Source organism: Streptomyces noursei ATCC 11455 (assembly GCF_001704275.1).
Lineage (GTDB): Bacteria > Actinomycetota > Actinomycetes > Streptomycetales > Streptomycetaceae > Streptomyces > Streptomyces noursei.
The window spans coordinates 2,739,064-2,751,077 of sequence record NZ_CP011533.1; the positions used below are offsets into that span (position 1 = coordinate 2,739,064).

The window sequence follows — 12,014 nt, forward strand, 5'->3', positions numbered from 1 at the left end:
GCTATGCGCCGCCGGATGCCCGGCCGGGCGGGGCCTAGCGGCCCAGCGTCGCCACCATCACGGCCTTGATGGTGTGCATCCGGTTCTCCGCCTCGTCGAAGACGACCGAGTGCGCGGACTCGAAGACCTCGTCGGTGACCTCCAGCGAGGTCAGGCCGTGGCGGGCGTGGATCTCCCGGCCGACGGCGGTGCCGAGGTCGTGGTAGGCGGGCAGGCAGTGCAGGAACTTCACCCCGGGCCTGCCGGTGGCGCGCAGCACGTCCATGGTGACCGCGTACGGGGCGAGCAGCGCGATCCGCTCGTCCCAGACCTCCTTGGGCTCACCCATGGAGACCCAGACGTCGGTGGCGACGAAGTCCGCGCCCCGGACGCCCTCGGCGACCTCCTCGGTGAGGGTGATCCGGGCCCCGCTGGTCTCCGCGAGTGCCCGCGCCCGGGCGACGACGGCGTCCTCCGGCCACAGCTGCCGGGGCGCCACGATCCGCACGTCCATGCCGAGCAGCGCGCCGGTGACGAGGTAGGAGTTGCCCATGTTGTTGCGGGCGTCGCCGAGGTAGGCGAAGGCGGTCTCCTCCAGGGGGCGGTCGCCGCCGTGCTCGACCATGGTCAGGACGTCGGCGAGCATCTGGGTCGGGTGCCAGTCGTCGGTGAGCCCGTTGTAGACGGGCACCCCGGCGTGCGCCGCGAGCTCCTCGACGTCGGCCTGGCGGCTGCCGCGGAACTCGATGGCGTCGAACATCCGGCCGAGGACGCGGGCGGTGTCCTTGACCGACTCCTTGTGCCCGATCTGCGAGCCGGACGGGTCCAGGTAGGTGGTCGACGCGCCCTGGTCGGCGGCGGCGACCTCGAAGGAGCAGCGGGTCCGGGTCGAGGTCTTCTCGAAGATCAGCGCGATGTTGCGGCCGTTCAGGCGGCGGACCTCGGTGCCGGCACGCTTGGCCGCTTTCAGCTCGGCGGCCAGGTCGATCAGTCGGCGGAACTCCTCGGCGCTGAAGTCCAGCTCCTTGAGGAAGTGGCGGCCCGTGAGGTCTATCGCCATGGGTGGGCTCCTCGTTCGCGGCGGGTCGGGGTGGGGCGGGTGTGTGAGTGGGCGGGCGGGTGGGTGGGTGGGTGGGTGGGTGGCGGACCGCCGCATCGACGGGCCGCCGGCTCCCCGGCTCGACGCGTCGGTGACTCGACGTATCGACAGCTCGCTCGACCCCCCGCACTGGAAGTCTATACGAGCCATCGTATCTGTATACGGATACCCTCCGGCGGCCGGCCCGACCTCCCCGGAAACCCGGCTCAGCCCACCCCCGGCACCGCGTCCCTGGCCACCGGGCAGCTCATACAGCGCGGGCCGCCGCGGCCCCGGCCGAGCTCGCTCCCGGGAATCGTGATCACCTCGATGCCGCGCTTGCGCAGGAAGGTGTTGGTGGTGACGTTCCGCTCGTAGGCCACCACCACGCCGGGCTCCACCGCCAGCACGTTGCAGCCGTCGTCCCACTGCTCCCGCTCGGCCGAGTGCACGTCCTGGGTCGCGGTGAGCACCCGGATGTCGGACAGGCCCAGGGAGGCCGCTATGGCGCGGTGCATGTGCTCCGGCGGATGGTCGGTGACCTTGAGGTCCTGCGCGCCCGCGCCCGGTTCGATGGTGTACGAGCGGAGCATGCCCAAACCCGCGTACTGGGTGAAGGTATCCCCGTCGATCATGGTCATCACGGTGTCGAGGTGCATGAACGCCCGCCGCTTGGGCATGTCCAGCGCCACGATCGTCTGCGCGGATCCCGCCGCGAACAGCCCGCGGGCCAGGAGTTCCACCGCCTGCGGAGTGGTGCGCTCGCTCATGCCGATCAGCACCGCCCCGTTGCCCAGCACCAGGACGTCACCGCCCTCGATCGTCGAGGGGAAGTCCGCCTGGCCATCCGACCAGACGTGGAACGCTTCGTCGCGGAAGAGCGGGTGGTAGTGGTAGATGGCCTCGTAGTGCACGGTCTCGCGCTGCCGGGCGGGCCAGCGCATGGAGTTGATCGACACACCGTCGTAGATCCAGGCGGAGGTGTCGCGGGTGAAGAGGTGGTTGGGCAGCGGGCCCAGCAGGAAGTCGTCCAGGTCCATCACGTGGAAGCGGACCGAGGTGGGTTCGGGGTGGCGTTCGAGGAACTCGCGCTTGGTCATCCCGCCGACCAGCGCCTCGACGAGTTCGGGCACCGGCAGCTCGTCGAACGCCGCCCGCAAGTGGTCGGTCGCCAGCGGCCCGTACTCCTTCTCGTCGAAGACCCGGTCCAGGACGAGCGTCCGCGCTTCGGGGATCTGGAGGCTCTCGGCCAGCAGATCCCCGAAGAGGTGCACCTCGACACCCCGGTCGCGGAGCACGTCCGCGAACCCGTCGTGCTCGGCCCGTGCCCGCCGCACCCACAGCACGTCGTCGAAGAGCAGGGTGTCCTTGTTGGAAGGAGTGAGCCGCTTCAGTTCCAGATCGGGGCGGTGCAGGATCACCCGGCGCAGCCGCCCGGCCTCTGAGTCGACATGGAATCCCATCTCCCCATCTTGTCGGCTCAGGGGGCCAAGTGGCGGGAGTCGGGGGATGTCGAGGGTTGTCGGGGGGGGGATCGAGGGGATCGGGGGTGTTGGCCAGCCCCGCCCGGCCTTTCCCCTCGCCCCCGTCCGCCCCTCGCTCCCGTCTACCGCCGCGGCTGCCCGTCCCGCCCCAGGGCCAGCGCCGCCGCCACCGCGCCCGCCGAGGTCACCGCCGCGATGATCCAGCCGCCGCGCAGCGCCCCGAGCCCCGGATGCTGCTGGCCGCCCACGGCGGCGACGAGGACGGCGACGCCGAGCGCGGTACCGGCCTGCCGGGACACCATCAGGACGCCCGAACCGAGGGAGAGTTGACTGCTGGGCAGCGATCCCGCGGCGGCGAACATCACCGGCTGGTAGAGCCCGGTGCCGAACCCGGCGAGGATCAGTCCGGGCAGGAACCGCGTCGCGTAGTGCGTTCCCCCGCTCCCGTCGCCGGCCAGGGCGGACCACCACAGCGCCGCCACCACGAAGCACAGTGCGCCGATCACCGCCGTCCCCCGGTTCCCGACCGCCGCGACGATCCGGCCGGAGACCGCCGAGACCACCAGCACGGTCAGCGGCCAGGGCGCCATCGCCAGACCCGCCGTCCGCACCGGGTAGTGCCAGACGTCGGTGAACAGCAGGCTCGCGGCGAGCATCATCGCCCCGTAGGCGACGAAGTAGCCGAGCAGCCCCAGGGTGGCCGGAGTGAAACCGGGGGTGCGGAAGAGCGCCGGATGCACGACGGGGTGTTCGACCCGCCGGACGTGACGGACGCCCAGTACGCCCGCCAGTACGCCGGCGGCGAGGACCGCGAGCGTGGCCGGCGCGGTGTAGCCCCACTCGGGGGCCTCGACGAACGCGGTCACCAGCGCGCCGACACACACCAGCACCAGCGCCGTGCCGGGCAGGTCGAGCGCCTGCCGCGGCCCGCGCACCGATCGGGGCAGCAGTCGGACGCCCGCGACGACCGCGAGCAGCACCACCGGGACGTTGATCAGGAAGATCAGCCGCCAGTCGACGGCGGTGAGCAGCCCGCCGATCACCGGGCCGGAACTCGCCGCCACCGCGCTGACCGCCGTCCACGCCCCGACCGCGGTCGCCCGCTCGCGGGCCGGGAAGGCGGGCAGCGCGAGGGAGAGCGAGGTGGGGATCAGCACCGCGGCGGCCACGCCCTGCACCACCCGCGCCACGATCAACAAGGTGAGTGTGGGCGCCGCCCCGCAGGCCGCCGACGCCAGACCGAACAGCACCATGCCGACCAGGAAGCAGCGCCGCCGCCCGGCCTCGTCGGCGAGTCGGCCGGCGGGCACGAGGAGTGCGGCGAGCACGACGGTGTAGCCGTTGAGCACCCAGGAGAGCGCGGCGGCCGGCGCCGGTGCGAAGTCCTGGCCGATGGCCGGGAACGCGATGGTGACCGCGATCAGGTCGAGCACGGCGAGGAACTGCGCCGCGGAGGCGATCGCCAGGATCAGCCAGCGGCGGGGGTCGGGTGCTTCGCGGGGGGCCCGGGTGGCGGGGTGCCCGTCGGTATCGGTGGGGCGGGGAGCGGGGGCCGCGCCCGTGGGCGCACCCGTCCCCCGGTCGCTCGGAAGAGGATGGGTCATGTCGATCAAGCATCGGCCGTGCGCTCCCCCGTCACGAGTGGCAGCACTGCCACCACCCGCTACATTTCTGCCACGCGCTCTGCGACACTCGAGCCATGCCTTCCCTCGCGATCGCCGTCACCGCCGGAATGCCGTTCTTCGAACTCGCCGTCCCCTGCCACATCTTCGGCTTCGACCGGCTCCAACCGCCCCCGGACTGGTACGACGTCCGGGTGTGCGTGATCGGCGACGGGGCGGGGGAGACGAGCCTCGCCGGCGCGTGGTTCAACACCCGGACCCCGTACGGCGCCGAGGAGTTGATCTCCGCCGACACGGTCATCGTGCCGGCGTCCGCCGACGTCCACGGCGACCCGCCGGACGAACTCGTCGCGGCGCTGCGCGAGGCCCACCGTCGCGGCGCGCGCGTGGTCTCGTTCTGCTCGGGCGCCTTCACCCTCGCCGCGGCCGGGCTGCTCGACGGCCGGACCGCCGCCACGCACTGGATGTACGCGGCACTGCTCGCCGAGCGCCATCCGACGGTGACCGTGGACCCGACGGTCCTGTACGTCGACCACGGCGACGTGCTCACCGGCGCGGGCGCCACCGCCTCCATCGACGTCTGCCTGCACCTGATCCGCGAGGACTTCGGCACCGGCGTCGCCAACTCGCTCGCCCGACAACTGGTCGCGCCCGCGCACCGCCCCGGCGGCCAGGCACAGTACATCGAGACGCCGCTGCCGGAACGCCGCGACGACTCCCTCGCGCCGGTCCTGCACTGGGCCGCCGAACGGCTCCGCGAACCGCTGACCGTCGCCGACCTCGCCCGGCATGCGCACACCAGCCCGCGCACCCTCGTCCGGCGTTTCCACGCCACCACCGGGACCACGCCGATGCAGTGGCTCCAGTCCCAACGCATCGCACGGGCACGGGAGTTGCTGGAGAGCACGGACCTGCCCGTGGACCGGGTGGCGGAGATCGCCGGCCTGGGGACGGCCGCCAACCTCCGCCGCCACTTCACCCGGGCGATGGGCGTACCCCCGGTCGACTACCGACGCACATACCGGGCGGCACGGGTGGCGTGAGACCAACGGGGTCGCCACCCGTGCCTGGCCCTGGGCGCGGCGCGTCGTACGCTCCGACGACTCCTCGCCGCGCCCCGCCACGCCCCGCTACAGCCGCGGGTCCACCGGCTCCGACTCCAACGCGAGCACCGCGAAGACCGCTTCGTGCACCCGCCAGAGCGGCTCCCCGTCCGCCAACCGGTCGAGCGCCTCCAGCCCCAGCGCGTACTCGCGCAGGGCCAGCGAACGCTTGTGACCGAGGTGGCGGACGCGCAGGCGCCGCAGGTTCTCCGGCCGGGTGTACTCCGGACCGTAGATGATCCGCAGGTACTCCCGGCCGCGGCACTTGATGCCCGGCTGGACGAGCCGGCCGTCCGCCTGCCGGACCAGCGCCCGGACCGGCTTGACGACCATGCCCTCACCGCCTTCCGCGGTCAGATCCAGCCACCACTCCACACCGGCCGCGACCGACGCCTCGTCCTCCGTGTCGACGACCAACCGCCGGGTCGGCGCGAGCAACCGTATGCGGTCGGCAGCGGACCCGGCAGAAGCGTTCCCCACCGTCGGGTCCATCACCGTCGGATCCGCCACCGTCGCGCACTCTTCCGCCGCGTCTGCCCCCGTCGCATCCGCCCCCGTCGCATTCGCCCCCGTCGCGTCTTCCCTCCACGGCAGCGCCTGATCCGCCGCTATCAGCCGGTCGATCAGGGCCAGTTGCTCGGTGTGCGGCAGGCCGGCCAGGCTGCGCCCCTCGACCGCAAGGATCTGGAACGGCGCGAGCCGGATCCCGGCCAGCCCAGCCTGTCTTGCCTGTCCTGCCCGTCCGGCCAGTTCGACTGGTTCGACTGGTTCGACTGGTTCGACCAGTGCTCCGACCGGTCGCCCCGGCTGGTCGACTCCCTCGCCGCGCCCCTGGGACGCCCCGATGCGGGACTCCGCCCCGTCCTCCGCCACGGCGCCACTGCCTGGACGGTCCCCCGGCACGGCCGCCACGGGCGGCGGTGCGGACTCCCCCACCCGCCAGCAGTAGCGCCGGTACGCGTCGGTGAACGCCGCGGCGTCGGCGGCCCGGCCGCGCTGCCGGTCGAGCAGCGCCGCCACCTCGACCCCGCGGTCGGCCGCCGCCTCCAGCGCGCCGAGCGCCCCCGGGAACACCGCCCGGGAAGCCGCACCGACCGCCGCGTACTGTGTGCGCAGCAGACCCGTCGCCTTCAGGGACCACGGCATCAACTCGGCGTACATCAGGAGCCATTCGGTGTCCAGCTCCGACCACAGCCCGGCCCGCTCCACGCAGTCCCGGACCCGGCGCAGTATCCGCTCGGTCGTCTCCCGGTCGTCGAAGAACGGACGCCCGGTGCGGGTGTACAGCGCACCCGAGACCCCCGCCGCCGACCCCCCGAACCGCTCGCGGGCCACCGTCTCGTCCCGACAGACCAGCACCACGGCCCGGGAGCCCATGTGCTTCTCCTCGCAGACCACTTCGCGGACGCCCGCCGCGCGGTACTCGGCGAACGCCTCCCGCGGGTGCTCCAGGAAGCCCTCGCCGCGCGCATCCGCCTCCTCGGACGGCTTGGCGGTCGCGCACGGAGCCATGGTCGGCGGGAGATACGGCAGCAGCCTGGGGTCTATCGCGAAGCGGCTCATCACCTCCAGCGCGGCAGCGGCGTTCTCCTCCCTGACGGCGAGGCGGCCCATGTGACGGGTCTCCACGACCCGTCGGCCGGCCACGTCGCCCAGATCCAGCGGGCGACCGTCCGCCCCGCCCGGCGCCTCCGTGGCCAGCGGCTTGGCCGGCTCGTACCAGACGCGCTCCGCCGGCACGTCCACCAACTCACGCTCCGGCCAGCGCAGCGCGGTCAGCTTCCCGCCGAAGACGCAACCGGTGTCCAGGCAGATGGTGTTGTTGACCCAACCGGCGCGCGGTGTCGGCGTGTGACCGTAGACGACGGCGGCGCGGCCGCGGTACTCCTCCGCCCAGGGGTACCGCACGGGCAGGCCGAACTCGTCGGTCTCGCCCGTGGTGTCGCCGTACAGCGCGAACGACCGCACCCGGCCCGACGTGCGGCCGTGGTACTTCTCCGGCAGCCCGGCATGGCACACCACCAATCCACCCCCGTCCAGGACGTAGTGACTGACCAGTCCCCGAATGAACTCCGCGGCCCCGGCGCGGAACGTCTCGTCCTCCTTCTCCAACTGCTCGATGGTCTCGGCGAGACCGTGCGTGTGCTGAACAGCGCGACCGTTGAGATAACGTCCGAGCTTGTTCTCATGATTCCCGGAAACGCACAGTGCGTGACCGGACGCCACCATTCCCGTCACCAGGCGCAGCACTCCGGGGCTGTCCGGCCCCCGGTCGACGAGGTCGCCGACGAAGACCGCCGTACGCCCCTCGGGGTGCATCGCGTCCACGGCCCGCCCCTGGCCGTCCCGGGCGAGTTCGTACCCGAGCCGGCCCAGCAACGTCTCCAGTTCGGAGCGGCACCCGTGGATGTCACCGACGATGTCGAACGGACCCGTGAGGTGCCGCAGGTCGTTGAACCGCCGTTCCCTGACGATCTCCGCGGCCTCGGTCTCCCGTTCGCCACGCAGCACATGCACCCTGCGGAAGCCCTCGCGCTCCAACTTGCCGAGCGAGCGCCGCAGTTCACGCTGGTGCCGCTGGATGACGCGGCGCGGCAGCCCGGCCCGGTCGGCACGCGCCGCGTTGCGCTCGGCACAGACGTGCTCGGGCACTTCCAGCACGATCGCCACCGGCAGGACGTCATGCTCGCGCGCCAGCCGCACCAGCCGGGCACGCGACTCCGTCTGCACGTTGGTGGCGTCCACCACCGTCAACCGCCCGGCCGCGAGCCGCTTGCCCACGATGAAGTGCAGCAGCTCGAACGCATCGTCGCTGGCGCTCTGGTCGTTCTCGTCGTCGCTGACCAGCCCGCGGCAGAAGTCCGACGAGATCACCTCGGTCGACTTGAAATGCCGGGCGGCGAAGGTCGACTTGCCGGAGCCCGTCGCCCCGATCAGCACCACCAGCGACAGATCGGGCACGGCAAGCACACGCGACACCTCGCGAGGACCACGAGACTCCGACTCACCAACCGGCCGCCCACCAACCGCCCGCTCGACGGACGACGACTCGACGGCCGGCTGCTCAAGGGGTGCCGGCTCGATGGACGACTGCCCGGCCCGGGGCTGCGACATACGGTCATCCGGCTCACTCATGCCGCTACCTCCTTCCCACTGCCGGAACTGACAGCACTGACAGCACTGACAGCACTGACAGCACTGGCAGAACTGGCAGAACTGGCAGAACTGACGGAATCGCCCGGTCCGCTGTCGCCACCGCCGACCTCAATGCCCCGACCATCCCTGATGTCACCATTGTGACCCCCGTCGGCCATCCCGTCGGCCACACCACCGACACCTTCGCCCCAGCCCCATCCCCCGCTCCCACCCACACCCACACCCACACCATTACTGCCGTTCGTACCTTCGCCGCCCTTGCCGCCTTCCTCGCCGCCCTCGCGGACGAAGCACGCGAGCTGGGTCGGCGGCCCGACCTCCGGATCCTCCGGCCCCACCGGGCCGAACGTCACCGCATAGCCATGCCGCGCGGCGACCTCCCCCGCCCAGCGCCGGAACTCGTCTCGCGTCCACTCGAACCGGTGGTCCGCGTGCCGCACCCGCCCGGCGGGCAACGATTCCCAGCGCACGTTGTACTCGACGTTGGGCGTGGTCACCACGACCGTTCGGGGGCTGGCCACCCCGAAGACCGCGTACTCCAGCGCCGGCAGCCGCTCCGGATCCACATGCTCGACGACCTCGCTGAGCACCGCGGCGTCGAACCCCTTGAGCCTGCTGTCCGTGTACGCCAGCGAACCCTGGACGAGCCACACGCGCCGCGACTGTCGCTCCGGCATCCGGTCGAGGCGGAGCCTGCGCCGGGCCTCCTGGAGGGCCCGCATCGACACGTCCATCCCCACGATCTCGGTGAACTGCCCCTCCTTGAGGAGCGCACCGATCAACTGCCCCTGCCCACACCCCAGATCGAGGACCCGGGCGGCTCCGGTCGAGCGCAGCACTCCGAGGACGGCCTCCCGTCGCCGCGCGGCGAGCGGCACCGGCTTCTCCTCGGTGTCCACCTCCTCGTCCACCGCGTTGTCGATCTCCTCGACGGCCGCGTCGTCCGCCTCGGCGAGCCGCTCCAGCTCCAGCCGCGCCATCGCCTCACGCGTCAGCGACCGGCGGCGGGCGAGATAGCGGCCGACGATCAACCGCTGCTCCGGGTGGTGCTCCAGCCAGCCCTCGCCGGCTCGCAGCAACTTGTCGACCTCATCGGGCGCCACCCAGTAGTGCTTGGCGTCGTCGAGCACCGGCAGCAGCACATACAAGTGCCGTAATGCGACGGCGAGTTCACATGCGCCCTCCAGCACCAGCCGTACGTAGCGCGAGTCGCCCCACTCGGGAAACCTCTCGTCCAACGGCAGCGGCTCGGCCAGCACCGACCATCCCAGCGGCCGGAACAGCCGCTCCACCAGCGCCGCGCCGCCGCGAGCGGGCAGCACCGGCACCTCGATACGGAGCGGGATCGGCCGCCCCACCAGCTCCGGACGAGCCACGCACTGCCCCTTCATCGCGCTCGCGAAAACACTCCGCAACGCCACCGCCAGCAGCGACGACGCCGCGTAGGGACGGTCGTTCACATACCGCCCGAGCGCCGCGTCCGGGGCCCCGCCGCGCCCCTTGCCCTGCCCACGCCGCACCAGGGCGACGGGATCGACCTCCAGCAGCAGCGCCGCCGTGCACCGCTCCGCGTCGGCCTCCGGGTAGAGGACATGCGCGGTGCCGTGCGCCGTCGAGAACTGTTGCGCCCGGTCAGGATGCTTGTGCAGCAGAAACCCGAGGTCGGTCGCGGGACGGTCGGTCGTACCGGTGGTGGTTATGGTCAGAAACACACCTTGAGTATCGATGTGTGCGGTGCTGATTCCCCACCGATTTTCCCAGCTCCGCCACCTGCTTCGCCCCTCCCCCTCCCCCCTCCCTCCCCTCCGCTCCGCAACCCCCGACTCCACACCCGCGTCCGGCTCCCGCGGCCGAGCTGTGCGTGGTCGGTGACGCCGACCAGTCGATCTACGCCTCCCGCCTCCCGCCCTGCGGCAACACACCGACGGCGGCCGGCCCCACGGCACCGCCCCACCGGGCTGCCATACCGCCCCGGCCGCCACGGCCCCGCCGTCAGCTCAGCTGGGACTGAACCTGCGCGGAGATCAGCTCCAGGTGATCCAGGTCGTCCAGATCCAGGATCTGCAGATAGGCCCGGGACGCGCCGATGGCGGAGTAGCGGCCGAGCTTGTCCACGACCTCGGCAGGCGAGCCCGCCAGACCGTTGGCCTTGAGTTCGTCCACCTCGCGCCCGATGGCCGCGGCCCGCCGCGCAACCTCGGCGTCGTTCTTGCCGACACAGGCGACCAGAGCGTTGGAGTACACCAGGTCCTCACCCCTGCGTCCAGCGGCTTCGGCGGCCGACCGCACCCGTCCGAACTGGCGCTCACTGTCTTCGAGCGAGGCGAAGGGCATGTTGAACTCGTCGGCGTACCGCGCCGCCAGTCGCGGGGTGCGCGTCGCGCCGTGTCCCCCGATCAGCACCGGCACCTTGCCCTGAGCGGGCTTGGGCAGCGCGGGCGACTTCTCCAGCTGGTAATGCGTCCCGTCGTAAGAGAACTCCTTTCCGACCTCCGTGGCCCACAGTCCGGTGACGATCGCCAGCTGCTCCTCAAGCCGCGCGAACTTCTCCTTGGGGAACGGGATGCCGTACGCCTTGTGCTCCTCCTCGAACCACCCTGCGCCGAGGCCGAGTTCGACCCGACCGCCGGACATCTGGTCGACCTGGGCCACCTGAATGGCCAGCACGCCCGGCAGGCGGAAGGTACCGGCCGTCATCAGCGTGCCGAGTCGAATGCGCTTGGTCTCGCGGGCCAGACCGGCCAGTGTGATCCAGGCGTCCGTCGGACCGGGCAGCCCGTCGACGTTGCCCATCCGCAGGTAGTGGTCAGAGCGGAAGAAGGCGTCGAACCCGAGGTCTTCGGTGGCCTTGGCGACCTTCAGAAGGGTGTCGTAGGAAGCCCCCTGCTGGGGCTCGGTGAAGATGCGTAGATCCATACCTCCATCCTGCACGGTGGTCGGCGAAACAATCGCCGGTGCCTACCGGCCCATCGGGTGGGCTCGTTTTGGCATATGTGGGGTGTGTAGTCGGTCCGGCATGCCGAGTGGGTGGAGCGAGGCTGCCTGACCGGCGGGGTGAGCGGGCGACTGGGCTTGCGGTGAAGAACGAGAACCCGCCGGCACGACGCCCCGCGCGGGAGGCGGCTCCGCCCTTGCCTCAGCCCACGTCCCGGCTCCGGACCCCGGCTCCGGTCGCATGTCCCACCCGGGCACAGGCGCAGCGACAACCAGCGAGGGCGCAGAAGAAACGGGAGAGGAAGAGGGAGAGGGAAGGAGGAGGAAGCGGGAGTGGGAAAGGAAGGTGACGAGGAACCCTACGAGCACGACGCCGATGACGAGGCCCTGCCCCGTCGGATCCGTGTCACCTACTGTCGGATCCGTATCGCCTACTGGCTGCCACCAGAACGAAGCCACGGAGGGATGTGGAGGCGAGGAGGGAGAGGTTCAGGGGAAGCGGGAACAGGCGAGGGCAGCGACAGAAGGGGCGCGGAAGGATGCCGGTTCCGGGCATGGCCTGCCGGGGGCACGGGTGACGCGCCTCTACCCGGGCAAGCCGGTTGAACTGGTCGGCCAGCATGGGGTGCCAGCCGGGCCGACGGTGGTTCCCGAGGGC

Annotated in this window: 7 protein-coding genes; 1 reads left to right on the forward strand and 6 read right to left on the reverse strand. The window is 71.7% G+C overall.

Translation table 11 applies throughout. The features are described from left to right. Nucleotides 1-34: 34 nt before the first annotated feature. The 3 genes from argF to SNOUR_RS11450 form a co-directional block, all read right to left on the reverse strand. Nucleotides 35-1,039: an ornithine carbamoyltransferase gene (argF, locus tag SNOUR_RS11440; RefSeq protein ID WP_067346233.1), complete on the reverse strand. Its 1,005-nt coding sequence runs from the start codon at nt 1,037-1,039 to the stop codon at nt 35-37. Nucleotides 1,040-1,284: 245 nt separating this feature from the next. Next, entirely contained in the window at nt 1,285-2,520 is a 1,236-nt protein-coding gene (locus SNOUR_RS11445) for an arginine deiminase (RefSeq protein ID WP_067346235.1), read from the reverse strand. Between the two features lie 143 nt (nt 2,521-2,663). Then, nucleotides 2,664-4,145: an MFS transporter gene (locus SNOUR_RS11450; protein WP_167739043.1), complete on the reverse strand. Its 1,482-nt coding sequence runs from the start codon at nt 4,143-4,145 to the stop codon at nt 2,664-2,666. A 95-nt stretch (nt 4,146-4,240) separates the two neighbouring features. On the opposite strand from SNOUR_RS11450, the gene SNOUR_RS11455 reads away from it, so the two are divergent. After that, nucleotides 4,241-5,206, forward strand: coding sequence for a GlxA family transcriptional regulator (locus SNOUR_RS11455; RefSeq protein ID WP_067346240.1), 966 nt, complete (start codon nt 4,241-4,243; stop codon nt 5,204-5,206). Between the two features lie 87 nt (nt 5,207-5,293). Here SNOUR_RS11455 and SNOUR_RS11460 read toward each other — a convergent pair whose 3' ends face one another. The 3 genes from SNOUR_RS11460 to SNOUR_RS11470 form a co-directional block, all read right to left on the reverse strand. Next, nucleotides 5,294-8,245, reverse strand: coding sequence for a polynucleotide kinase-phosphatase (locus tag SNOUR_RS11460; RefSeq protein WP_067346241.1), 2,952 nt, complete (start codon nt 8,243-8,245; stop codon nt 5,294-5,296). 152 nt (nt 8,246-8,397) lie between these two features. Continuing rightward, nucleotides 8,398-10,134 (reverse strand): 3' terminal RNA ribose 2'-O-methyltransferase Hen1, encoded by a 1,737-nt coding sequence (locus SNOUR_RS11465; RefSeq protein ID WP_312632543.1) that lies wholly within the window; start codon nt 10,132-10,134, stop codon nt 8,398-8,400. Between the two features lie 280 nt (nt 10,135-10,414). Further along, on the reverse strand, nt 10,415-11,338 hold the full coding sequence (locus tag SNOUR_RS11470; RefSeq protein ID WP_067346244.1) for an LLM class F420-dependent oxidoreductase: 924 nt from the start codon (nt 11,336-11,338) through the stop codon (nt 10,415-10,417). Between the last annotated feature and the right edge of the window lie 676 nt (nt 11,339-12,014).